A 23,094-nucleotide genomic window follows, 5' to 3' on the forward strand; every position below is an offset into this window, starting at 1 on the left:
GAGCGGAGCTCACTCTCCGCTCGGTACGGGCTCAAGGAGGAACCACCGTCCAAGGGCGGCTTCGCCCGACCTGCGCTGCGCAGGACAACATGTCTCCGCCTCCCCGGAGGCGGCTTCCTGGCCCAGTAGTCGATGCCGGCCGTGTATCCGCCGAAGGCGCGATGACGTTGCCGCCGCGGGCCTGGATCGCGGCGATGTCCCGTCCGAAACTCGCCCGGACGATCGGCTGGGTCGAGTCGCCGTTCCAGTAGGCGGTGCAGCGGGCAGGCGCAGCAGGCGGTGCACGAACCCGCCGCGGGCGTCTGGAGGAAGGCCATCGTGAGGTACTTGTTGGCCGACCCGGCAGCGAGCGCGGGCAGCGGCAGGGGCAGGGGCAGGGGCAGCCGACGGTTGCGCACCGCCTCCCCCGAGCGCCGCCCCGACCGGGCGTAGTCGGGCGAAGTTGGAGGAACGCGGTGACGTGGAGGGCGCGATCGCCGTGTACCGGCAGGCCGGTGACTCATCCGTTCGCCAGGGCAACAAGGAACGGGGGGCTGGGCGGAGAGGGTGCTCCCCCAGCGAGAGGCGGACACGACAGGCCTCTTCGTTCCCCGTGTACGGGTGGTTTTCCACGTACGGATCGTGAGTTCAGCGCCGGGCGAGTTCCTGCTGCCAGACGGGGCTCTCGAAGTAGTGGTTGTCGAACTGCTCGGAGCTGTCGCGGATGGCCTGTACCGAGGCCTCGCCCTGGTACACCCGCTCCAGCAGCCGGTAGTAGTCGAACCGGTCCATCCCCGGAGTGAAGACGACGAGCATCTCGGCCTCGCTGTCCGGTGCCGGGGCGAAGGCATGCGGCACGGTCGGCGGGACGGTCAGGAAGTCGCCCTCGCTGAGCGTGAGGATCTGCTCGTCGAGCAGGATCCGCATGGACCCGTTGAGCACATAGAACATCTCCGTGGCCCGGGTGTGGAAGTGCGCGGGAGCACCGGGCGAGCCCTTCTGCAGCGTCGCGCGGTTGGCGGTCAACGCACCGTTGGTGGCGTTCGCGTCGGCCAGCAGCGTGATCAGGCTGGTCGCTCCGTCCTGCAGTGTCTCGGCCTCGTCGGCGCGGACGAGGACGGGCTTCGAAGCACTTGTGAACGTCATGGTCACTCCCGGGTCCCAGTGGTTCTGTCGACCGGCGTCTCCGGTGACACCACTGAATCTAGGCCCCGGAAAGACCTGGAGAAGGGTGCATTGAAGGCAAGAAATCATGGGTCAATCAGGCGGTGAGAGACCCGGGATCGTGGAGAGTTCCGTTCCCCGACTCTCCGCAAAAGAGCAACGGTGTGCGCTCCACCGGTCCCGCGGAAGGCTGCTCCCGCCGAGGAACGAGCCGCAATGCCGACAACGAGGGTGCCTGGTAGCCCGGAAGTATCGTCGTGTGGGACCGGCTGAGCACCCCATCTCCAAGACGGTGAAGGCGCTCGTGGCCGGCCGGGAATGGCTGACGGTGGCGCTGCTCCCCGGGTGTGCGCCCGAACTCAACCCGGTCGAGGGCCTGTGGGCGCACATCAGGCGGAGCCTGGCCAACCTGGCCGGCCCGCGCCCTCAACGAGTTGGAGACTCCGCTGCGCAGGCGACTCAAGGCGCTGCGGTACCGGCACGGTATCCTCGGCGGGTTCCTGGCCGGGACGGGCCTCGCTCTCGACAGACCGAACTGCCCCTGTTACGCCGAAGTCAGCAGGGCGTCGGAGGTCGGTGCTCGAGCGCACGATGTCGTGGCTGTCCGGTCACCGCAGACTCAGCCCCCGCTACGAGCGCCGTCCACGACTGCCTGGCCTTTCTCGGACTCGCCGCCGGCCTGTGCTGCCACAAACGCCTCGTCCGCCTCACCACGTAGGACACGGTCTGACCAGCCCCGCGATCGATGAAGCGGATGGCGTCTCGGATCAAAGGAGGCTACAGGGACTCCAACGGGTCCAGGGCCACCTCTGCCCAGATGGTCTTGCCGATGCCGGTGTGGCGCGTGCCCCATCCGCGACTGAGTTGTGCCACGAGCAGCAGGCCGCGACCGCCCTCGTCGTAGGTACGGGCACGACGCAGGTGGGGCGCCGTGTTGCTGGTGTCCGAGACCTCGCAAATGAGGTGACGGCCCCGGATCAGGCGCAACTCGATGGGCGGTTCGGCGTGCCGGATCGCATTCGTGACCAGCTCACTCACCACCAGTTCGGTGACGAAGGACGCCTCCTGCGCGTTCCACGCCTCGAGTTGCGTACTGACGAGTTTGCGCGCCCCGGCCACCACTGCGGGATCGGCCGGCAGGTCCCAGGTGGCGACGTCCTGCGGGGCGAGCGCCTGGGTGCGGGCGACGAGCAGGGCGATGTCGTCGGCGGGGTCCTTGGGAGGCACAGTGGCGAGCACCAGGTCGCAAAGATCGTCCAGGGACGTCACGGGACTGGCGAGAGCGCTGCGCAGACGAGCAGTCCCCTCGTCGAAGTCCTGCTCGCGGGACTCGACCAACCCGTCGCTGTAGAGAACGAGCAGGCTTCCCTCGGGAAGAGTGACCTCGATGGTTTCGAAGGGCAGCCCGCCCAGCCCCAAGGGGGGACCGGCCGGTACGTCCAGGAAGTGCACGGCGCCCGCGGGGCTGACCACAGCGGGGACCGGGTGGCCCGCGCGGGACATCGTGCAGACGCGGGAGGTCGGGTCGTAGACCGCGTACAGGCAGGTGGAGCCGAGGCCGGTGGCCATCTCGGCGGCCTGGTCCCACGAGGCTCCGTCGGCGTCCGTGTCAGCCGAGAGCCGGATGACCAGGTCGTCGAGATGGGTGAGCAGTTCGTCGGGGGGAAGGTCGATGTCGGCGAGGGTTCGGACGGCCGTCCGCAGCCGCCCCATGATCGCCGATGCCTGCACGCCGTGCCCGACCACGTCGCCGACGACCAGGGCGACCCGGGCGCCGGACAGCGGGATCAGGTCGAACCAGTCCCCGCCCACCCCTGCCAGTGTGTCCGTCGGCAGGTACCGGAAGGCCGCCTCCACCGCGGGCTGAGCGGGCAGCCGCTGAGGGAGCAGGGCTGTTTGCAGCGCCAGTGCGGTCTCCCGCTCGCGAGCGTATCGGCGCGCGTTGTCGATGCAGACCGCGGCCCGGGCGGTGATCTCCTCGGCCAGCAGCAGATCGCCCTCGCTGAAGGACTCCGGCCGTTGGTGGCGCAGGAACACGACCACGCCCAGGGTGTGGCCACGGGCCGTCAGCGGCACGGCCATGACGGAGTGGATGCCGAAGGTGCGGACCGACTCCTCCCGTCGGGGGTTCCCCACCGACCAGTCGGCGGAGTCCGGGTCGAACTCGGTGTGGAGCACCGGTCGGCCGGTGGTCAGGCATTCCGCCGTGGGGGAGCCCGCTGCGTAGGTGTCCACCTCGCCGGGGCGCAGCACCGCCTCGGCGATGCCCGGAAGCACGGACTGCTGGGCCACCCGGCGCAGCAGGAACGAGCCTTCCGCGGTCAGCCCGGACATCGCCGCGCCCGGCGGTGGCGTCTCGGCGCGCTCTACGTCCGGAAGAAGATCGACGGTGGCGAAGTCGGCGAACTCCGGGACGGCGACATCGGCCAGTTCCTGGGCCGTGTGGGCGACGCTCAACGTACTCCCGATGCGGGCGCCGGCATCGTTCAGCAGCTGGAGCCGTTTGCGCGCCCAGTACTGTTCGGTCATGTCGTGGGCCGACAGCCCCACGCCGCGCAGTACGCCGTCCTCGTCGCGTATCGGGAACAGCGAGAGGGACCAGGCCTGCTTGCGGATCTCTCCGGCGACCTGTACCCGAACCTCCACGTCCTCGGGTTCACCGGTCTCCAGCACTCGCGCCATGCACTGCTCCACCCTGGCGAACTCGGGGTGGGCCACCAGCTCGGCGTGCCGAAGCCCTCGCATCTCCGCCTCACTCAGATTCAGGGCACGTTCGGCGTAGTGGTTGGCCTGTCTCAGGCGCAGGTTCGTGTCGTACGTCTCCAGCGAGCAGCAGGACGCCTGGTAGAAGCTCCACGCGGCCAGTTTCTCCGTGTCCTCGTCGGCACCGGTGCCGGCGAGCGGGGAAAACACCAGCCAGTCGGGGGCGCTGCCCTCCTCCCGCCGGTGGTGGGCGAGCAGACGGGCTTCCACCCGGTGCCCGTCCTGGTGCCGCAGTTGAACCGTTCCGCTCCACCTCGGCAGGGCCGACAGCCGGCGCAGCGCTTCTACGGAGATCTCTTCGTCGAGCAGGTCGGCGGCCGGTGTGCCGAGAACCCGTGCAGACGCGTAGCCGAGCAGTCGGCAAGCGCCCTCACTCCACTCAGCGACCATGCCGTGGTCGTCCACAACGGCACGCGCCGTGAGTGAGTCATCGGACGTGTCGCCTGAGCTCGGCGGGTCGACGTCGTGGGTGTTTCGCCGTCCCTCCACCCTCTCACCTCCAACCCGGAATGCGCTTTCCGATCAGGTGTGCGGCTCTTTCTTGCATCCCATATTGCTATGTTTCCGGTATAACCTCCCGATCTGCACTCCTGGGCCAAGCCTGGGCCTTGGTTACGATCCGCCTGCCGGTGGTGACACTTGGTGCTGACGGCCAGGTCGGGGGTGGGGGCTTCTGCGGCTCCCCGGGAGCCGGGACTCGATCGGACTTCTTCCCATGCGCAGGGCGAGTGCGTCTCGGACGGGGTGGCGCCTTGGCTGCCCGCGGCAATCCCCATGCTGAACCGCTACCCGACTGGCGATCTGATCGCCGGTGCCTGCTGAGAGATGGGCCGGTCCCGGCAGATCGCAGCGAAGTCGCAGGTGGCGCAGGTGGCGCAGGTGGCGCAGGTGGCGCAGCATGAGGTCTTGCGGGGCATGTCGCTGTGGCGCAGTCGGCGGCCCGCCTCGGCGACCTTGCCGGAGATCTCCGTGAGCAGGGTGTCGTCGACCCGACGGCGAAGTCTGAGTACGACATGCCCCGGGCTCCGCGTCTGCACGGTCGGTGAAAGGCAGACCGAGCATCCATTCGATGCGGTCGCAGATCCAGGCGGCTTCTTCTTGCGGTGTACTGAACGAGAGAGTCGGCAGGTCTCCCCGCTCGTAGTTCTGAACGCCTGGCGGACGTCGCCGGTCGCCACCCAGACCTCCACCGTCCCCTTGACGATGCCGTGCACACCGACCCCGAACTCCTGCGGTGAGCAGACTCCGCTCTGCCTGGGCGCACTGGTCCTCAACCACGCCGCTTCCAGCGAATGGCGACGCCGCTGCTGCCGTACCCAGCACACGGCCACCCGCATCGGGCAATGGCGTACCTGGTACGACCAAGAGCACCAGTCGCTCCAGGGCGTCGCGGACCGCGAAGGAACGAGCCTGGCCACGGTTCGCCTCGCGCTGCTCAAGTACGGCGTCCGACTCCGCCCCGCCGTATCCCAACCGGGCCGCCCGAGAAGGAGGTGCGTTCCACCAGCCACGCGTGGGTCACGGCGCACGCCGTGACCCACGCCACCACCATCTCGCCGGCACCGCCGCGCACCGCAAAGGTGACGCGGGTTTGATGGTGATCCGAGCTGCGCCGGGCTGGCTGTGGCGGTTCCCGCTCACGTGCCCGGCCGCCGGGCCACTGGTCAGCTGTGCTCAGGGCGTTCGATGGACACCTTGGGCAGTTTCCGGGCCAACCATTCCGGTAGCCACCAGGCCCATTTGCCGAGCATCTGCATGACGGCGGGGACGATGAGACATCGGATGACCACGGCGTCGAGAAGGATGGCGACGGCCAGCCCGAGCCCGAACTGCTGGAGCATGCGGTCGGAGCTGAGGACGAACGCCCCGAAGACGAACATCATGATGGCCGCGGCGGCAGTGATGACCTTGCCGGTGGAAGCGAGTCCTTCGCGTACGGATTGCGAATGGTCTTCGGTGCGCGTCCATTCTTCGTGGATGCGGGAAACGAGGAAGACCTCGTAGTCCATGGACAGTCCGAAGACGATCGCGAAGATCAGCGCTGGGATGAAGGCTTCGATGGGGCCCGGCTGAGCTCCGAACCAGCCGTGCTGGAACACCAGGGTGATCACGCCGAGCGCGGCGGAGATGGACAGCAGATTCAGGATGGCTGCCTTGACGGGAATCCAGATGGACCGGAAAACCAGCAGGAGCAGGAGTGAGGAGACGCCGACGACGACGGCGACGAACAGGGGCAGCCGGTCGGCGAGTGTTTCGGAGACGTCCTGGGAGGCGGCCGTGGCACCGCCGACCAACACCTCGGCGCCGGTGGTGTGCTCCAGGGGCGGGGCCACGTCGTCGCGCAGGTGGTGGACGAGGTCCACGGTCCCCTCGTCCTGCGGAGAGGTCGTCGGGTAGACGAAGACGGTGGACAGCGCGCCGTCCGCGGAGGGCAGCGCAGGGCTGGCCTCGGCGATGCCGTCGGTGATGGCGAGCTGTGCCTGGACGGCCTTGCCGGCTTCTCGATCGCCCTTCACCAGGACGATGAGCGGCCCGTTGAAGCCGGGTCCGAAGCCCTCGGCGAGCAGGTCGTAAGCGTGGCGGGACGTGGTCTCCTTGGGGTCGTTGCCCGAGTCGGCGAAGCCCAGGCGCATGCCCAGTGCTGGTGCGGACAGGGCCAGGAGCGCGATCACGCCGACCAGCAGGGTCGGGATCGGGCGTCGCTGCACGGCGCGGGCCATGGCGCGCCAGCGGTTGCCTTCGGTCTTGCCCTGCTGGGCGGCCTTGGCCTGCCGCTTGAGTACGTGGCGTTGGATGCGCCTGCCGAACAGCGCCAGCAGGGCAGGCAGCAGCGCGAGGGAGGCGGCCATGGTGATCAGGACGGCGACGGCCACCGCGAGGGCGATGCCCTGCAGCGAGCCGAGTCCGAGGGCGACGAGGCCCAGCAGGGCGACGATGACTGTGCAGCCGGCGAAGAAGACCGTGCGGCCGGCGGAGTCCAGGGCCGTGCGGCCCGCCTCCGCGGGCTGGAAACCGGCGAGGAGTTCATGGCGGTAGCGGTAGAAGATCAGCAGGGCGTAGTCGACGCCGACCCCGAGACCGACGAGCATCAGGATGGGCGGGGTGAAGTCCGCGACGGTGAAGATGTGCGAGGCCAGGGCGATCAGGCCGATTGCGCTGCCGACCGCGAACAGCGCGGTGAGCAGCGGCAGTGACGCCGCCAGCAGCGAGCCGAACAGCAGCACCAGGATGACCAGGGCGGCCACGATCCCGGCGAGTTCGGCGGTCGGGCCCGCCTTGTCCTGCGCATTGCGCGCGGCCTCGCCGCCCACCTCGACCTGTAGGTGGTCAGTGGCGATGCTCTGCGCGGTGTCGATGATCCGGGCGACGTCCTCCTTGGGGACCTCCTCGGTCTTGCCGTCCAGCGTGACGGACGCGTAGGCGATCGTGCCGTCCTTGGACACCGCCGAGGCATCGGAGAAGGGGCTGCGCACGTCGGCGACCCCCGCCATGCGCTTCACCTCGGCCAGGATCGGCTCGATGCCGGCCTTGGCGCTCTTGATGCCTGCGGCGTCCTTGAACACGATCTCGACGCTGTCGCCCGCCTGCTCACTGCCGTGTTTCTTGAACAGGTCGGTGGCCGCCTGGGAATCGGTGCCCGGCAGCGAGAAGTCGTTCTTGTACGCGGAGCCGGCAGCGGTGGAGCCCACCGTGATGGCGGCCACGACAGCCACCCAGAGCACGAGGGCGGCCCAGCGATGACGCTGTGCCCAGCCGGCCAGGGCACCGAACCGTCCGACGGGCGCCGACGTGCCGCCCTGTGGCGCAGGCGGGGCAAGGGACGCGGCGGAGCCGCGGGGGGAAGACATGATGCCTACCTCGAATTCGAGCGAGTATTGCCTGGAGTCACCGCCACGCCCACAACCGCTCCGGCACCTGCGGGTACACCGAGCGCCAGCCCGGCGACCGCGTCACCGACCGTGATCGCGAATGTTCCGGCAGCGGCGCCCACGAGTGCGCCGACGAAGGCGGCACCGATCCGTGTGGGAGTGAGGGACGACGACATGCCCTCGATCGTGCTTGCCCGCCCCGGGCCTGGGCGTCGGCCCACGGCTGACAGCCGGCCTGCACCGACAGCAGGAGGCGGTGGCCGTGACGTACACCAGCAGAAGTACGTCCACGCTGCCGCGTACCTCTCCGGCACACACTCTCGACGCACATGCGGAGACATGCCCCAGGGTCTGACTGCGCTGCAGGCAGAATGAAGCAATGCCGCACCTCGACGTCACCCGCTTCCGCCTGCCCACAGGCCCGCGTGCCGACCTGGCGCTCGCCGGGATCGTGCTGGTGCTGGCAGCGGTGGCCGAGGGGCAGCGGCTGGGCTCGAACCGGGACGCGACCGCATCGGTGATCGGCTCCTGGTTCCTGGCGGTGGCGGTGTGTGCGGCCCTGCCGCTGCGCCGCCGCCGCCCGGTGGCGGTGGGATGGTTCACGGTGGTCGGCACGGGCGTCTACTACCTGCTGAGCACGGTCGACAGCCCGCTCGTCGTGATCCCGATCGCCGCGCTGTACGCGCTGGCGGCCCGAGGACGGATCCAGGCATCGGTGGCCATGGCCGCGGTGATGGTCATCGGGGTGGGCACGGGAGTCCTGGCCGGCACCGGCGACGTGAACGGTACGGCGGTGTTCATGCTGACCGGCTGGCTGGTGGCTGTGGTGGCGCTGGGCTCGATGCGTCACGGCCGGGTCGCCTACGCCGAGGAGGAGGCGAGGCTGCGCGCCACGCAGGAGCGGCTGCGCATCGCCCGTGAACTGCACGACGTGATCGGCCACAACATGTCGATGATCCACGTGCAGGCGTCCTCCGCCCTGCACCGGCTGCACAAGGACCCCGGCCGGGCGCAGGAAGCGCTGACCGCCATCAAGCAGAGCAGCAAGGAGGGCCTGCGAGAACTGCGCGCCACCCTCGGCGTACTGCGCCAGGTCGACGAAGAAGTGCCCACCGCGCCTTCACCTGGGCTGTCCAGGATCAACGAGCTGGTCTCCTCGGCATCCCGGGCGGGCCTGGACGTACGCATCGAGCGGAGCGGAACCCGCTCGCCGCTGCCGGCGGCGGTGGACCTCGCTGCCTACCGCATCGTCCAGGAATCGCTGACCAACGCCGTCAAGCACAGCGGGGCCCGGCACACCGTCGTCCGACTCCACCGCGGGGACCGGGAACTGACGCTCAGCGTCCAGGACGACGGACCAGGTGCCGCCCGCGCCGTGCACGGGGGCGGCAGCGGGATCGCCGGCATGAAGGAACGGGCGCGCGCACTGGGCGGAACGCTGAGCGCCGAGCCCGGCAGCGCGGGCGGATTCGTCGTCCGGGCCCGGCTACCGTTCTCAGACCACCACGAGCCGATCGGCGGGGCAGTTGATGATCAGGATCCTGCTGGCGGATGACCAGCGCCTCGTACGCGCGGGGATCCGCGGCATCCTCGACGACGAGGACGACCTGCACGTGGTCGCCGAGGCCGCCGACGGGCACGCTGCCCTCGCCGCCTGCCGGGAACTGCGGCCCGACGTGGTGCTGATGGACATCCGTATGCCCGGCATGGACGGGCTCGAAGCCGCTCGCCGCATCGCCGCCGATGAGCAACTGGCGGCGGTGAGGGTGGTCATGCTGACGACGTTCGACCTCGACGAGTACGTGTACGGGGCCCTGCGAGCCGGCGCCACGGGTTTCCTCGTCAAGGACACCGAACCGGCTGAACTCCTGCACGCGGTGCGCGTGGCCGCGCGGGGCGACGCGCTCATCAGCCCCTCCATCACCCGTCGGCTCATCGCCGAATTCGCCGACCGCCCGGTCAACACCCGGGAGCCCGACCAGCGCCTCGACGCCCTGACCGGCCGCGAACGCGAAGTCATGCAGCTGGTCGCCGCCGGCTGCACCAACGACGAGATCGCCGCACGGCTGGTGGTCTCCCCGCTGACCGCGAAGACCCACGTCAGCCGCATCATGGCCAAACTCGGCGCCCGCGACAGGTCCCAAGTCGTGGTCATGGCCTACGAGTACCGCATGGTCAGCCCCGGTTGGCTCACGGACTGAATCCCGGCTGCAGGTTCGCATACGGGAGACGAGCGGCCGGCGGATGACAAAACCGCGCCGGCCGAGCCGGTAGGTGAACCGCTTCAGTCCTCGTGTCCGGCCGGGGGCAGCCCGCTGCCGGCCCGGCAGCCGGTGAAGGACGCGTTGGGGCAGAAGGCGTCGAAGCCCATGCCGTAGCGGGCGAAGGATCCCCAGGCCGCCTTACGGACCTCGGGGTACTCGGCCTCGGTGAACGCCGTGCCCTTGAGATCCTTCAGGGCCCGCAGGATCGCGCCACGGGCGGTGAGGAACGACGGGTTCTTCGGGGTGAGTTTCAGCCCGTCGACGACGGCCTGCCAGGCGACCCGGTAGCCGCGCTGCTTGCTGCCGAGTTCCGCGCTGATCCGGCGGGTCATCTCCAGGAGCGCGGCGCACCAGATCTCGCCGACGTTGTGGATCTTCGTGTAGTCGAGTCCGCCCGTGGCCTTCCCGATGTCTCCGAAGTCTCCGGGGTAGCTGTCGTCGTACGGCCGCTGGCGGAAGCCACCCGGCCGGTCGACCACCCATTCGCCGACGACGGTGTGCTCCCGCTCCCGGAAGAAGTTGCGGATGGTGAGTGCGAAGTAGTCCGACCAGCCCTCGCCCATCGCCACGGACTGCTCTTCGCGCAGACCGTTGGCATCATGCAGGCCGCCGACAAGCCGGTTGGTCACACCGTGTGTGAACTCGTGGCGGAGGACGTCCACGTCCATGGCCGTGTGCCTGTTGGTTCTGGCGACCAGCCCCATGTTCATCTCCGCTGCCAGACCGTCGGCGCGCGTGAGCATATTGGCTGTGCCGAAGACGGGTCTGGGATGGGCGAGTGCGACGACGGGGTCGGCCCCCCTGCCCAGGCCCGAGAAGTTGACGGTCTGGAAGTTGCCGTGCTCCTCCGTGAAGTCGAGCATCATGAAGAAGTCGTGCATGTAGTTGCACACGAAGAAGATGTTGGTGACGCGTTGTTCCGCCGTGTCGGGGTTCGGGGCGAACACACCGTTGCCTGCCGCATCGACGTCGACCTGGAAGCTCTTGCCGGTGTCCGCGTCGACGGCCCGCACGTTGTTCCCGACGGTCGCCACGTGCCCGTTCCGCTGCGTGGCCCAGGGGCCGGGGAACCCGGGCAACGGCGTCGGCGGGAGTTTGACCGGATAGTCGGTCAGCGGCAGCGGAAAGGAGGCCAGGGCGGGCTCGGTCTCGGCCGGGTTCTGCCGGACCACCAGTCCTCCGACGACGTGATTGGTCAGGTCCTGGAGATACAGGACCTGGGGTGCCGACGCGTCCGCCGTCCTCTCGTCGGCCTCTACGAGCGCGTGGTACTGAACGGCGCCGTTCGCGCGAGAGAACCTGAACGACCAGACGAGACGGACGTCGTCGCCCATGTAGAAGTACACCAGCCGCCCGGGGATCGCCTCGTCGAAGGCGCCTGCCTCGAACGTCATCGGCTGATCGTTGCGCGCCTGCGAGCTGAGCCGACCAAAGCCGTCCGAGATATCCAGGACCGGCAGTTCGTCGGTGCCGAACGGGCCTTCGATCCTGATCGGTTCGGCGGCCTTCGCGGCGCCGACGGCCAGGGCCGTCTCGACAGGCACTACCGGCATCGTGGGCACGTTGCTCGGCACGCTCGCCGTGTCGCCGACGACCCTGTCGACCGTGCCGTCCTCGCGCAGCCACACCTTGGGGGCCATGCCCCACACGTCGATGCCGTTGAGTGTCTGCTGGAGGCTGACCACGTGCATGCCGCCGCTCGTGGTCGTCACCTTCGGATCGGCCTCGAACTCGACGGGCTCTCCGGCGGCGAAGCCGATCGCCCCCGAGACCGACGAGAGGTATTCCTTGGCGCGGGCGATGTAGTCGCCGTCGGCGGCGGCGGCACCCGCCCGGTCGGCGAGGCCGGCCGGTGCGCCGTCCACCCGCAGCTCGGTCAGATGTCCGGTGAAGCGGTTCACCTTGCTGTCGTCGGCGATGAGGGCGTGATGCACCGACTCCGCCACACGATCGGTCTCGGCGAGGAACGCCTCGGCGCCCTGGACCCGGGCGAGCCGGTCGTACTCCAGATCCCGCTTGTCGATCAGCTGTGTCATGACGGTTGCTCCTGTGCCCAGGCGCGAGGCCCGGCTTCTGTTGTCTTGTCGGTCACAGGCCCGCGAGGGTGAGGGCGGTCGCCGTGACCGAGCGGGCGATCGTGGCCGCGAACTCCGGACTGTGATCCTGGTCGTTGAGGGTGTCTCCGGGGGTGTGGTATTGCCTGGTGCCCGTGCCGGGCCCGCCGTCCAGAGCGAAAATGTCCTCGGAGACGGCGATCGCCGCCCACCCCCGCTCGTGGAAGCTGGCGTGATCGCTCCGGCCGATCGCCGGATCGGAAGGGCCCGTGAGCTGTTGGACCGTCACCGCGGGGTCGACGGCGGGGACGGTGTCCGCGACGAGAGCGCCCAGCGTGTCGGATGCGCCGACGACCGGCCCCGGCACCGCGGAACCGGCGTGGATCTCGACGGTGAGTGGGCTGCCCTGCCGGCGACCCGCGATCATGTCCATCTGGAAGACAGCGGCGATGCGGTCTTCCGCCGCGGCGGCGGCCCGCGCGTAGAACTTGCTGCCGACCAGGCCCTGTTCCTCGGCGTTGAAGAGCACGAAGCGCACATTCCGGGTCGGTGTCCTGCCCTCGTCGAGCAAATCGTGCAGGCACTCTGCCGCGGCCATGACGGCGGCGGTTCCGCTGCCGTCGTCGTCGGCGCCCGGTGCGGGGTCCACAGCGGGATCGTAGGGGCGCGGGTCACCGTTCTCGTCGAGGAATTCACCGCTGGAGGCAGTGGAGTCCAGATGCGCGGTGATGAGGACCGTGGAGTCCGCCCCGGCTACCTGATGCTCGGCCTCCACGTTGAACAACGGGCGTCCGCGCCACCGGAATCGGTGCAGTCGTACCCTCAGACCGAGGTTCTGGAAGCGGTCCGCGAGCGCTTCGACGACTCGAAGGTTGTCCGCGGCAGACACGTCACGGCTGCTCACCAGCAGCCCATCGCCGTCTCTGAGCGGTGCGACACCAGAGATGCGCGCGACATGGCCGCGGATTACCTCGGGGGTCACAGCCGTCCGTACCGCGGCGATCGTCTCCGCGGAGGGGCGGCCGTCTCCGGCTGCCGCCACGGGTGGGCCCGGCTCCGCCGGGCCTCCCGCAAGGCCTGCGGCGAGTCCTTGTGCCCATGCCTCGCCGGGGCGGGAGAGGAGTGCCGGGTCCGGAAGCAGCCGCTCGGTGTGGCCGGGCTTCGCGCCTGGCAGGTGAACGTCCTCGATCGGAGCGCCGGCGGGTGCGGCGACGTAGACACCGCCTGGTGCGGGACCCAGCGGGAGGAGCGGCGGGGCCGTGAGACCGGCGAGTTCGTCTGCGACGACGCCGAAAGCGGACGTGGCGCGTGTGATCGCCCTGTCCGGGCCGTCCGCGACGCCGTTGGCAGGGTCGCGGGTGCGGTCGTCGCGGATCAGGAAGGCCGCCGTGTCCTCCACCGGCCCCCGCAGGTCGACCGTGAAACCGGCCTGCTCGAGTGCCGCGGCGCCGCGCATGCTCGCCATGGCCAGCACGAGCCGCGCGGAGGCGATGTGCACGGGAACGACCTCGGTCTGGTTCGCGGCTGTCTCCAGTGCAGGCAGCCCCCGGTCCTCGGGCAGCTCGATCCGAGCCCAGAGGACGGGACGGTTCTCCAGGGCGGCACCGGTGAACACGGGGTGGGCCGCCGTACGCAGCCCGGCTTGTCCGGCGAACGCGCGCTCCTCGTGGTCCTCGCCCACGAAGACGCACTCGCCGGCTGCGGCGGCCGGGAACCCGTCTCCCCCCGTGCCGGCGACCGCGTCGTCGAAGATCTCGCGGCTGTTCTTGGGGCCCCAATGGATGAGCGCGTCGTCCGTGAACCGGCCGGGGAACGCCGCCCGCAGGGCTGACGCGGCCCGTTCCGCGGCGCCTTCGCTCGGGCCCGGGTTGGAGATGACGCCCTTGCGCACGTCGAGGAAGGCGTCAAGAACTGCGAGGACACGGGGTCGGGGCAGCAGCGTCAGCGAACCGTCCGCCTTCTCCCGGGTATCCGCCAGGGTCGCTCCTATGTCGAAGAAGAGCACGGGCATGTCGGTGCCTCCACGAAGTGAACCGGTCCGGAATCGGCACATGACCGGTTGAACGTCCCGGGCGGCCACAGCCGTTCGGGAGCGAGAGGAACCGCGAGAGCGGTGGCGCGGCGCGAGAGGGTATCCGTGGACGGCCCCGCGTCGGCCGACCACTGCCCACACATTCCACCCCGGGAATGGGCTCCCGACCATCCCATCGTCCGTCTTCGGTTGCGTGCTCGCATCCCGGGATGTAAGCGAATGCCGTTCAGCTTCGGACAGTTGAAGGAGTTACGGGGCGCGAGCACGCCGTGCGCGTGAGCCGCCCCCGGGCACCAGGCAGGAGGAGGATGCGCCTGCGCTCCCGTCGCCGGCGGTACAGCGCGACGGGCGCCCCGAATGCCTCCGAGTTCAACGCCGCGATCTTCATGGGCCTGTCGGGATCGTCACGCAGCCTCATACACATCCACGGCGTGGCGGCGAGGCAAGGCTCCCGCGGCCAGGTCTGCGCGCAGTCTTGCGATCGCCGGTTCGACCACGGACGCAGGAAGCTGGGCGAATCACGGTGGACAGGGGCGTGAAGCGGGCGTGAAGCAGGCGTGCTCAAGCTGCCGGATCTCAGGGGGGATTCCTCGATCAGCTACAGCTCGGGCAGATAATGCGGATCCCAGACGGAGAAGGCGAAGACGGCGAAGGCGACCTGCCGGCCGGAGACGCGCCGCAGTTCGAGGCGGGACGTGGGGATCAGGGTCTTCGCCGCGTTCAGCGCGACCGCGCGGCTGCCGCGCACGTGCTCCGTCATCACGCGTTCGTAGGCGGGGAAGGCTCGCTCGTGGTCGCCACCCGCCCGCGCCGGCTCTCCGGCAAGGACGTACGCGCCGACGACGGCCAAGCTGGTGCTGCCGCCGACGGCTGGACCGGGGCGGTAACCCGCGTCGCTGCCAAGCGTCGCCCTCCTCCCCTGCGACCGTGTGGTGGTAGTCGAACTCGCGCTCGCTCCGAAACAGGAACAGGGCCCGCCCGTCGCCGAGGTGCCGCGCGCCGTACATGCCGACGGTGCGGCCGACTCCGCCGTGGATGAGGAGTTCGCCGTCGAGGACGGAGACGCTCGGCAGGGTCAGCACCCCGAGGCAGGCCCGACGAAAGCGTTGAAGCGGGACTCCTCATCGAAGACAGCCGTGCCGGGTGAGCCAGTAGGCCAGAACCGGACCGGCGACGCTGGCGCCGGAATCGAGACCGTGGCCAACGAGCCGTTTCTCGCCGTTGACGACATCACCTTCACCGGCGGCGCTTGGTAGAGCCGTAAGATCACCCGCGTTTGCGGCCTGGTGACCCGGAGCGGTGATCACGAGCCGCGTTGCTCGGCCCGGCGGTGGTGACCGGGACGGCGGCGACCGTGACGTCAACAGGCCTATCGGCTGGGCGTCGACCCAGGCACCGCGAGCCAGCACCTCGGCCAGTCCCCGCCCTCGGCGACACCGTTTCGCTCCGCTGCGAAGCAGATCCGGCGCGTCGTCATCGGGCTGCGCGACCCGCCGAGGGCTGACAGCGCCGCCGCCACGTCGCCTGCGGCGTCGACCTCATCTCTGCCGGTAGCAGGTCCACCGCCTCTCTCCTCGTACGCATCCTGCACGGGGCGACTCCTCCGACGGCTACCAGGTGGGTGTCACGTCGGATCCGAAGCCGCCATGGGCCGGGCGCTTCTCGAAGTGGAGGTGAGGGCCGGTGGAATTCCCGGTCGAGCCGACTTCCCCGATCTTCTGGCCGGCCTTGACCGAACCCCCTTTGACGGTCTGTTCGGAGAGATGGCAGTACCAGTAGTCGAATCCGTTGGCGCGCAGCACGAGGAAGTCGCCGAAACTGCGGTCGAATCCTGCGCGGACGATGGAACCGCTGAGCACCGCGACACAGGGTGTGCCTTTGGGAGCCGCGTAGTCCGAGCCGGTGTGATAGCCCAGGCTCCAGTGAGGCCCCTTCACTCGGTGGGCGGTCGTGACATGGTGTCGCGGTACAGGAGATGCGACGCGGCCACCAGCAACAGATGACGTCGTCGGGACCCGGAGCCGGTCCCAGGAACTCTTGCCCGGCACGCCGTCGGCTTCGGCCCCCTTGAATCCGATCTTGCGTTGCCAGGCGGCGTACGACTGTTGGTCCACGTCCGTCCACTCGGGTCCGGGACCTGTCCGGTACTTGCCGCACCCTTCCGTCACCAGGCGTTTACCCATCGCGGCGATCAGCGGACTTCGTTGTCCCTTGTGGAAGAAGGTCGATCCTGGGAATGGTGCCAAAGCAGGCATGTCCTTATCCCTTCAGTAAGGAGCCGGATCACGATGCGGACGGGAATCACCTGCGCGTAGCCGCGTGAGCAGTTGAGCTTTGCGCCGTCCGACTGGACTGGGCCTGTTGCGTTCACGTCAGCCTGATTCACCGCGTTCGGTATGAAGGACGACTCGTGCCGAGCCGGTAAATCCCAGCATGCGCTGCCATTCCGCGTAGGCCGTTCTCGTCTGCTCACCGAAGAACCCGGTGGTGCCGGCGGGGATGCTTGTTCCCACTGCGATGAGCGCCGCCTGAGTGGCCTTGACCTCATCGTTGCGCTTGCCGAAGCGCACGTTGGACAGAGCAACCATCTCGCCTCCTCGGAGAGGATGGAGGCCGCCGGTCGAGGAGTGCGCCTGCCGGTCGGTCACGGTTGCCTTATTTCCAGAATGCGACCGATGTGAGTCGCGCGCAAACCCGGAAGGGTACCGGCAAACGAGTTCCCTGACGATCAGGTCATCAAAGCCCCAGAAAATCCACTGGCCTTGCTCGGAAAGCCTCAGACGTCAAGCCGACCGTGCATTCCCTCAATAACGGGCGACTTGCGCCCCGCCTGGAAGAACGACGCACCGGGGAACGGCTCGAACCGGGGCTCAGCAGGGAGCGGTCCCGTCGGCTGGGACACCAACGCCGGCCAGGCACCGGGGTCGACGTGGTCGTTCTCCGGGCAGCAGATCACGGCTCGCCGTAGCGAACTGGACGCGCTGACTGAGGAGTTGGCTGCGGAGTTGGCTGAGCAGCAGCCCGGGAACCCGCCGCCGATCAGGCAACGGGTCCGGGCGCGCCCACGACAAGTGGGCCGATGCTGTATCAACTCTTGGCTGCGCGAGGCTCCATGGCAGCCTGTGGCATCCCATGCTCCGCGACACTCGCCGCACTCGCCGCACTCGCGGCCCGAGGCTCCATCGCACCCTGTGGCATGCCGTGCTGCTGCACAGTCGCCGCACTCGCGGCGCGAGGCTCCATACCGCCCTGTGGCATCCCATGCTCCCCGACGCTCGCCGCCGCACTCGCGGCCCGAGGCTCCATCGCACCCTGTGGCATGCCGTGCTGCTGCGCACTCGCCGCGCCGTCGGTCGTGGAATAGCTTCCGTTCGCTCTGGTCATATCACACACCCGTTCCCGCCGCGTGGTCTGTCCTGACTGCCGGTCAACTACGCCTGGGTCCGCCACTGATGCCAGACCGCGTTGTCGGTACCGCGGGCGAAGAACTCCATCCGCCCGTCCGAGTTCAGGTTCACTGCGATGTTGCTGGTGATGACACCACCCAGAGACTCCCACCCCGACCACCCATTGCTCGGTGCGGTCTGCCACTGATGCCACACCGCGCCATCCGTCCCGCGAGCGAAGAACTCCATCCGCCCGTCCCGGTTCCGGCCCACGGCGATGTCGCTGGTGATCACCCCGCCGAGAGACTCCCACCCAGACCAGCCATTGCTGGGAGCTGTCTGCCACTGATGCCACACCGCGTTGTCGGTGCCGCGAGCGAAGAACTCCATCCGCCCGTCCGAGTTGACACAGGTCGCGATGTCGCTGGTGATGACACCACCCAGGGACTCCCACCCCGACCAGCCATTGCTCGGTGCGGTCTGCCACTGATGCCACACCGCGCCATCCGTCCCGCGAGCGAAGAACTCCATCCGCCCGTCCGAGTTGACACAGGTCGCGATGTCGCTGGTGATGACACCACCGAGAGACTCCCACCCCGACCAAGCGCTTGGGGCATACAGGTTGCGGACACCGTCGATGTCATCCTGAGTCAGGGTTGTCTTGGTCGAGTTCGGCCCGACCGACGGCGCCATGACCGCGCCGGCCACACTTGAGTGACCCAGGCCCAGGATATGGCCGAGTTCGTGCAGAGCGACCGTCTCCACATCGAAGGCTCCGGCTGCGGCCCCGATACTCCACATGTGCTCGGTGTCGTCGAAGTGAACGGGCTTCGGCAGGCTGCCATTTGTGACGACTCCGCAGCCAGGCGGGAAGTCGGCGTGCGCGAGGATGCCGCCGACCATGCTGTGATCGGGGTCGTTCGCCGGCCGCCATCCGACCAGGATGTCAGGGTTCTGATTCGGCGCGACCTCATTGAAGGTGAACCCGGCAACGCTCGCCCACGATCCGAAGGCGCTGCGGACAGCGTCGAACTCCTGGTTGCCAGCGACGTCGCCAGTACCGGTGTCGAAGGCGAAGGTGAGGACGCGGCGCGTCCAACCGCATGTGGTCGCGAACTCCACGCCGTCGCGCAGGTCGGCCATGCCGCACCTGGACTGCGTCATCAACGTACGTGTGTGTTCGTCGAACGCTCCCGTGGCGGGGATCCCGTTGAATTCCTGATACTTCGTCAGTGCGCGAGACGTGGTCGTGTCGACCATGCTTGTCGTGCGACTGTCGGGCAGATAGCCGAATCGGGAAAGATATCCCTGGACTGCCTCCAACCCGTCCGCCCTTTCGCCGACATCGACGGTGGGCAGTTTCGCAACCTCGGGAAAGGCGATGAAGGCTGCCTGTGCCATGTCATTCTCCCTTTTTTCCGATCGAGGTCGGGAATCGGATGCTCCCTATGATTTTCCGAGCCACGTCTTTCGGAGTTCCGGGGTCCAATCTGACGATCACCGTCATGGGAACGGATACGCCATCCGCGCCCGTGTCATCAGGTCGACGCGGGAAGTGTGCACCCACGACCCTGGTACCGTCATCGTCTGCAAATTCCACGACTCGGACATTCCTGCCGTTCACCGATTCGTCGGCAGCGACATGCCCGGGCCGGGAGCTGTACTGGGTAAGCGGATCGGCGAACGGACCCCTGTCGATGGTTATTTCGTATCCGTCCCCTGTCCATGCTGTGACTGCCGAATCAATCCCTGCGCTCTCGGCTTCCGTATGAACAGGCGAGGGCACCTCGAACGAGATACCACTGGAATCGTGAATAGTCGCCATGATGCCTGGACCCCTTGATAATGCAATATGTGCGGGCAAGCGACGAAGCGATCGAGGCAGAAAGCGGGCATTCCATTCCCGCACGGAGGTTCCGGTCTCCACGTGCGCATGGGTAGCTTTCGGAAATTCCCACTCCCCAGTCTGCTACCAAGCGATCTGGGCCGCAACCAGAGTTCCGCGCCGAATCAAGCCGGGCAGGCATGAGTGCCTGACTGTCGACGTCCAGCCCGTCCAACGCCCGCCGGACACCGAAGGATTCACGAAGTACCTGGCGTGGAGACGTTTCAATCCCAGCCCGGCCGCCCGCGCGCTCCTCGACGTCATAGGCATAGGCGTACGGCCGGAGGCCCTGCGCAGCCAGGACACGCGCCCCGACCGAAATTGACATGGTCTGCGCACGGGGCGAACCTGGAATCAGGTGCGCCTGAACGACCCTCAGAAGTTTGTATCTCAATCAGACTTGCGTTCGTCGGCTTCGGCCGCGCCTGCACGTCCTCGACGAGAATCCCGGCGGCCGCGCCCGAGAGGAGACTCTGATGCACGGGCATGTGCAAACCACCACCGGGAACGAGCCGATCTTCATGATCAAGGTCAGCGTCTACCGCCCCGACCTCACGCTCATCGACCGCGCCTACACCAATGACGACGGCTCGTACAGCGTCGACGTGCCCGCCGGTGAGACGGTCACCGTCCGGTTCGACACCCACCACTCGCTCAACAACGCGGACAGCTGGCAGCCGTCGCTGGTCACCGATGTGGTCGCCGACGACTCCGTCCCGCTGGACCGCCGTCTGGTCCCCGTGGGCCAGTTCGCGGATACGGCGCGCGGCATCGACGTACTCGCCGCCTTCCTCTTGGCCTCGGTCGTAGAAGGACCGGAGTACGCCGACCACGCCACGACCCGGCTGTCCCAGATCAAGCAGAACACCCTGTTCCTCCAGCACATCCAGACAGCCCTCCTCCAGCACTTCACGGAGCAGGCCGACGCCTGATGGGCCATACCCGACCCGGCCGGTGGTCGTCGTGCCGAATTTCCTCCTCGTCCGATCCTCGGACCATCTGCTCCTCGGGGTTTCCTGGTCCGGTCCGACCGTGGCCGAAACCCGCGCCGACGGGATGCCCGTGCTCAAGGCCACCGGCGACGACGCCCGGCTCGTGGTCTCCTTCCCGCCCCAACACGTGGCCGAGGAGACCTCGCTGTCCGGGCAGTCGGCCCCGAAGACCCTGCCGCCCACATCGGGCACCCCGTACCGGTCCGGGACGGCACTCTGTCGGGGCCGAGCCGGATCTCCTTGGCCCTGCCGAGCGGCACGACCCTGGGCCGGGGCCGACCGATCGCCGCGGACACCGCCGTCGAACTGCCCTGGCGGATGGTCTTCGCCGTGCAGGACCGCCAGGGCGGCCAGGACATCGCCTCGGACCACCCCGTGCTCCCCCTGACGGTGTCCCGGGTCTCGGGGCTGTGGCGCGCCCGCCTCCGCTCCTTGCGGCGGGAGCCGGGCCGGCACCGACCCGTTCGGCGCGCTGCTCGCCCTCTACGCCCGGCTCGAACCTCCGCGCTCGCTGGGCGAGTTGGGCCTCGCAGAGGAGGAACTCGACCGGGCCTGCGACCTGGTCATGGCACAGGTACCGGACACCAACCCGCGGCGCGTGACGCACGACGAGATGCGCGAGCTGCTGGGGCGCGCGTGCCGCGGGGACACCCCGGTGCCGGTCCCTCTCACCGCCCTTCGCACGGAAGAGCAACCCCGTTGACCGACACGACCGACACGACTGAGACAACTGACACGGCTGAACAGGAACTCACCGACAAGGTCGTCGCGAGCTTCGACACCGCGAAGGACGAGCGGTTCCGCGAGGTCATGCAGGCCCTCGTACGGCACGCCCACGCGTTCGTGCGCGAGAACCGACTCACCGAGGACGAGTGGGGCGCGGCGGTCGAGTTCCTCACCGCGGCCGGTCACATCACGACCGACACCCGCCAGGAGTTCGTCCTCCTCTCGGACGTCCTCGGCATCTCCATGCTCACCGTCGCGGTGAACGAAGCGGGCCTCGACGAGTCGACGGAGTCCACGGTCCTCGGCCCGTTCTTCGTCCAGGACTCGCCCGAGATCGAGCTCGGCGGGGACATCGCGGGCGGCGCGACCGGTGAGCCGGCGTGGGTCGACGGCCGGGTCACGGACACCGACGGCAACCCCGTCCCCGGCGCCCGCGTCGAGGTGTGGGACGCCGACGACGACGGCATGTACGACGTCCAGTACGACGACGCGACCCTCGCGGGGCGCGCGCACCTGTTCACCGACGCCGAGGGCCGCTACCGGTTCTGGGGGCTCACCCCCACGCCGTACCCCATCCCGGACGACGGCCCCGTCGGCCGACTCCTCGATCACGCCGGCCGCTCGCCGATGCGCGCACCGCATCTGCACTTCGTGGTGACGGCACCCGGCTTCCGGCGTCTCATCACTCACATCTTCGTGGCGGGCGACGCCGGTCTGGACGCCGACTCCGTCTTCGGCGTCAAGGAGTCGCTCGTCCGCCCCTCCGAACGTCACGAGGCCGGAGCGCCGACGCCGGACAGCCGACAGCCGGCGGGCCCGTGGACCTCGACGACCTTCGACATCGTCCTCAGGAAGGAGTGAGCAAACACACCAGGTACAGCTCGCCGATCGGCGTGCCGCCGAGGCCCTTGACCATCAGTGGGACGTGGTGACCGGAGGAGTACGGCAGGTCGTCCGCCACCGCGCTGACGAGCTCACCGTCGCACCACGGACCGAACAGACCGGCCAGGTGCTGCTCGCCGTCACGCTCGTGCTGGGGGCGCTGTCCACGCTCCATGCCCTGCTGCTCGGCTGGAGCAGCGCCGTACAGGCCCGGGGCGCCCTCGACGCCGAACCCCGCGGCTTCAGGAGGGCCGTTGGGTGCGGTTTTCGTGAGCCAGCCCGTCCAGGTGGACAGGGGTACGCGGCCCGGCTCCGAGCGGAAGCACCAGGGCCCGGAGCGCGATGGCGTCCGACGGCCCACGACCTGGACGGTCCGACGGCCGACGGACCGTCCCGATGTCCTGCCAGCCCCAGGACAGAAGGGCATCGCAGACCGCCGAGTCGGCTTGTTCCACCAACGTCGCCCCGAGCGAGGCATGATGGTCGGCAAGCAGGCGCTGCTGGAGTCTGCGGGCGAGGCCCTGCTCGTGCGTGTGCGGGTGAACCAGGGTTTCGGTGATCGCGAAGACGTGACCGGACGCCGTGAGCTGTTCGACGCTCCGCGGAAGGGGCCCGTCGAACCCCCGCCACCACGTCCCCTCGCGCTGTACCGGGAATCCGTAGACGCACCCGGAGAAAGCGGTGCTCTCGGCGATCAGCAGGGCGAAGCCGGGCCGCCGGATGGCACCGGTCAGCCGCCGCAGAAACGCCTCCCGGCTCCGGTACCCCTCGCCGGGCTGCGCCCGGGAGGACTCCACGTACAGATCGGCCAGGTCCTCCTTGAGGGTCTCGGCCTGCCAGCGGTTCAGTCGGCGCAGGCGTAACGCATCCATGGGGGACGGTGTGCCTCGGCCACCGCGCGGCGGCTGCTCCCGCCCGGGCGGGGCCGTCACGGCGTACCGCCCGTGGCAACGGGAATCCGCCGCGGTCGCGCGTCGGCGGCCGGGAACGAGCGGAGCAGGAATCCGGAGCCGGTGATCTCGGTGACGCGGGTGACGCACTGCGACGGGCGGTGCGGTCGCAAGGTCCTGCCTGCATCCGTGGCGAGCCGGGATGCGC

17 protein-coding genes and 2 pseudogenes are annotated in these 23,094 nt (G+C 68.8%); 7 read left to right on the forward strand and 12 right to left on the reverse strand.

The window, feature by feature from the left end; translation table 11 throughout:
- Positions 1 to 627 precede the first annotated feature (627 nt).
- On the reverse strand, positions 628 to 1,125 hold the full coding sequence (locus tag AB0J04_RS30610; RefSeq protein ID WP_363171825.1) for a cupin domain-containing protein: 498 nt from the start codon (positions 1,123 to 1,125) through the stop codon (positions 628 to 630).
- Positions 1,126 to 1,704: 579 nt separating this feature from the next.
- Between AB0J04_RS30610 and AB0J04_RS30615 the strand changes: the two are divergent.
- Positions 1,705 to 1,861 (forward strand): annotated as a pseudogene (locus AB0J04_RS30615) (IS5/IS1182 family transposase); the annotation flags it as partial.
- A 59-nt stretch (positions 1,862 to 1,920) separates the two neighbouring features.
- Here AB0J04_RS30615 and AB0J04_RS30620 read toward each other — a convergent pair.
- Both AB0J04_RS30620 and AB0J04_RS30625 read right to left on the reverse strand, forming a co-directional pair.
- Positions 1,921 to 4,395 (reverse strand): SpoIIE family protein phosphatase, encoded by a 2,475-nt coding sequence (locus tag AB0J04_RS30620; RefSeq protein ID WP_363171827.1) that lies wholly within the window; start codon positions 4,393 to 4,395, stop codon positions 1,921 to 1,923.
- Between the two features lie 1,175 nt (positions 4,396 to 5,570).
- Positions 5,571 to 7,754, reverse strand: a complete 2,184-nt coding sequence (locus AB0J04_RS30625) for an MMPL family transporter (RefSeq protein ID WP_363171828.1) — start codon at positions 7,752 to 7,754, stop codon at positions 5,571 to 5,573.
- Positions 7,755 to 8,154: 400 nt separating this feature from the next.
- Between AB0J04_RS30625 and AB0J04_RS30630 the strand changes: the two genes are divergently transcribed.
- Positions 8,155 to 9,330, forward strand: coding sequence for a sensor histidine kinase (locus AB0J04_RS30630; RefSeq protein WP_363171829.1), 1,176 nt, complete (start codon positions 8,155 to 8,157; stop codon positions 9,328 to 9,330).
- Complete coding sequence (locus tag AB0J04_RS30635) at positions 9,305 to 9,976, forward strand: response regulator transcription factor (RefSeq protein WP_363171830.1); 672 nt, start codon at positions 9,305 to 9,307, stop codon at positions 9,974 to 9,976. Before AB0J04_RS30630 ends, AB0J04_RS30635 begins: the two co-directional genes overlap by 26 nt.
- An 83-nt stretch (positions 9,977 to 10,059) precedes the next feature.
- On the opposite strand, the gene AB0J04_RS30640 is transcribed toward AB0J04_RS30635, so the two are convergent.
- From AB0J04_RS30640 to AB0J04_RS30655, 4 genes and pseudogenes are all read right to left on the reverse strand, one after another.
- On the reverse strand, positions 10,060 to 12,075 hold the full coding sequence (locus AB0J04_RS30640) for a M36 family metallopeptidase (RefSeq protein ID WP_363171831.1): 2,016 nt from the start codon (positions 12,073 to 12,075) through the stop codon (positions 10,060 to 10,062).
- 52 nt (positions 12,076 to 12,127) lie between these two features.
- A complete protein-coding gene (locus tag AB0J04_RS30645) occupies positions 12,128 to 14,104 on the reverse strand; it encodes a M20/M25/M40 family metallo-hydrolase (RefSeq protein ID WP_363171832.1) in 1,977 nt (658 codons plus the stop codon).
- Between the two features lie 355 nt (positions 14,105 to 14,459).
- Positions 14,460 to 14,534: pseudogene (locus AB0J04_RS30650) on the reverse strand (nitroreductase); the annotation flags it as partial.
- 189 nt (positions 14,535 to 14,723) lie between these two features.
- Positions 14,724 to 14,885, reverse strand: coding sequence for a hypothetical protein (locus tag AB0J04_RS30655; protein ID WP_363171833.1), 162 nt, complete (start codon positions 14,883 to 14,885; stop codon positions 14,724 to 14,726).
- Between the two features lie 271 nt (positions 14,886 to 15,156).
- Here AB0J04_RS30655 and AB0J04_RS30660 point away from each other — a divergent pair, with 271 nt between their 5' ends.
- Complete coding sequence (locus AB0J04_RS30660; RefSeq protein ID WP_363171834.1) at positions 15,157 to 15,381, forward strand: hypothetical protein; 225 nt, start codon at positions 15,157 to 15,159, stop codon at positions 15,379 to 15,381.
- A gap of 354 nt (positions 15,382 to 15,735) precedes the next feature.
- Here the strand turns inward: AB0J04_RS30660 and AB0J04_RS30665 are convergent, their stop codons facing one another.
- The 3 genes from AB0J04_RS30665 to AB0J04_RS30675 all read right to left on the reverse strand — a co-directional run bounded on the left by AB0J04_RS30665 (position 15,736) and on the right by AB0J04_RS30675 (position 18,912).
- Positions 15,736 to 16,380 carry a peptidoglycan-binding protein gene (locus tag AB0J04_RS30665; protein ID WP_363171835.1) on the reverse strand — a complete coding sequence of 215 codons (645 nt, stop codon included), beginning with the start codon at positions 16,378 to 16,380 and terminating at the stop codon, positions 15,736 to 15,738.
- A 117-nt stretch (positions 16,381 to 16,497) separates the two neighbouring features.
- Positions 16,498 to 16,713: a peptidoglycan-binding protein gene (locus AB0J04_RS30670; RefSeq protein WP_363171836.1), complete on the reverse strand. Its 216-nt coding sequence runs from the start codon at positions 16,711 to 16,713 to the stop codon at positions 16,498 to 16,500.
- 843 nt (positions 16,714 to 17,556) lie between these two features.
- The gene (locus AB0J04_RS30675; protein ID WP_363171837.1) at positions 17,557 to 18,912 is read right to left on the reverse strand and encodes a matrixin family metalloprotease; all 1,356 of its coding nucleotides are present in this window, start codon (positions 18,910 to 18,912) and stop codon (positions 17,557 to 17,559) included.
- A 960-nt stretch (positions 18,913 to 19,872) separates the two neighbouring features.
- Here AB0J04_RS30675 and AB0J04_RS30680 point away from each other — a divergent pair.
- The 3 genes from AB0J04_RS30680 to AB0J04_RS30690 all read left to right on the forward strand — a co-directional run bounded on the left by AB0J04_RS30680 (position 19,873) and on the right by AB0J04_RS30690 (position 21,975).
- Positions 19,873 to 20,328, forward strand: coding sequence for a carboxypeptidase regulatory-like domain-containing protein (locus AB0J04_RS30680; protein WP_363171838.1), 456 nt, complete (start codon positions 19,873 to 19,875; stop codon positions 20,326 to 20,328).
- Between the two features lie 580 nt (positions 20,329 to 20,908).
- The gene (locus AB0J04_RS30685) at positions 20,909 to 21,091 is read left to right on the forward strand and encodes a hypothetical protein (protein ID WP_363171839.1); all 183 of its coding nucleotides are present in this window, start codon (positions 20,909 to 20,911) and stop codon (positions 21,089 to 21,091) included.
- Complete coding sequence (locus AB0J04_RS30690) at positions 21,088 to 21,975, forward strand: dioxygenase (RefSeq protein WP_363171840.1); 888 nt, start codon at positions 21,088 to 21,090, stop codon at positions 21,973 to 21,975. The genes AB0J04_RS30685 and AB0J04_RS30690 overlap by 4 nt, the downstream gene beginning before the upstream one ends.
- Here the strand turns inward: AB0J04_RS30690 and AB0J04_RS30695 are convergent.
- Positions 21,962 to 22,171: a hypothetical protein gene (locus tag AB0J04_RS30695; RefSeq protein WP_363171841.1), complete on the reverse strand. Its 210-nt coding sequence runs from the start codon at positions 22,169 to 22,171 to the stop codon at positions 21,962 to 21,964. The genes AB0J04_RS30690 and AB0J04_RS30695 overlap by 14 nt on opposite strands.
- Before the next feature lie 67 nt (positions 22,172 to 22,238).
- The gene (locus AB0J04_RS30700; protein ID WP_363171842.1) at positions 22,239 to 22,868 is read right to left on the reverse strand and encodes a hypothetical protein; all 630 of its coding nucleotides are present in this window, start codon (positions 22,866 to 22,868) and stop codon (positions 22,239 to 22,241) included.
- Between the last annotated feature and the right edge of the window lie 226 nt (positions 22,869 to 23,094).

It is taken from the genome of Streptomyces sp. NPDC050263 (assembly GCF_040655955.1).
Taxonomy (GTDB): Bacteria; Actinomycetota; Actinomycetes; order Streptomycetales; family Streptomycetaceae; genus Streptomyces.

Excerpts from the sequence above, each read along its gene's own strand:
- AB0J04_RS30610 (WP_363171825.1), bottom strand. The coding sequence starts at position 1,125 with ATGACGTTCACAAGTGCTTCGAAGCCCGTCCTCGTCCGCGCCGACGAG.
- AB0J04_RS30625 (WP_363171828.1), bottom strand. The coding sequence starts at position 7,754 with ATGTCTTCCCCCCGCGGCTCCGCCGCGTCCCTTGCCCCGCCTGCGCCA.
- AB0J04_RS30630 (WP_363171829.1), top strand. The coding sequence starts at position 8,155 with ATGCCGCACCTCGACGTCACCCGCTTCCGCCTGCCCACAGGCCCGCGT.
- AB0J04_RS30635 (WP_363171830.1), top strand. The coding sequence starts at position 9,305 with ATGATCAGGATCCTGCTGGCGGATGACCAGCGCCTCGTACGCGCGGGG.
- AB0J04_RS30640 (WP_363171831.1), bottom strand. The coding sequence starts at position 12,075 with ATGACACAGCTGATCGACAAGCGGGATCTGGAGTACGACCGGCTCGCC.
- AB0J04_RS30645 (WP_363171832.1), bottom strand. The coding sequence starts at position 14,104 with ATGCCCGTGCTCTTCTTCGACATAGGAGCGACCCTGGCGGATACCCGG.
- AB0J04_RS30655 (WP_363171833.1), bottom strand. The coding sequence starts at position 14,885 with ATGACGGAGCACGTGCGCGGCAGCCGCGCGGTCGCGCTGAACGCGGCG.
- AB0J04_RS30665 (WP_363171835.1), bottom strand. The coding sequence starts at position 16,380 with ATGCCTGCTTTGGCACCATTCCCAGGATCGACCTTCTTCCACAAGGGA.
- AB0J04_RS30670 (WP_363171836.1), bottom strand. The coding sequence starts at position 16,713 with ATGGTTGCTCTGTCCAACGTGCGCTTCGGCAAGCGCAACGATGAGGTC.
- AB0J04_RS30675 (WP_363171837.1), bottom strand. The coding sequence starts at position 18,912 with ATGGCACAGGCAGCCTTCATCGCCTTTCCCGAGGTTGCGAAACTGCCC.
- AB0J04_RS30680 (WP_363171838.1), top strand. The coding sequence starts at position 19,873 with ATGCACGGGCATGTGCAAACCACCACCGGGAACGAGCCGATCTTCATG.
- AB0J04_RS30695 (WP_363171841.1), bottom strand. The coding sequence starts at position 22,171 with ATGGAGCGTGGACAGCGCCCCCAGCACGAGCGTGACGGCGAGCAGCAC.
- AB0J04_RS30700 (WP_363171842.1), bottom strand. The coding sequence starts at position 22,868 with ATGGATGCGTTACGCCTGCGCCGACTGAACCGCTGGCAGGCCGAGACC.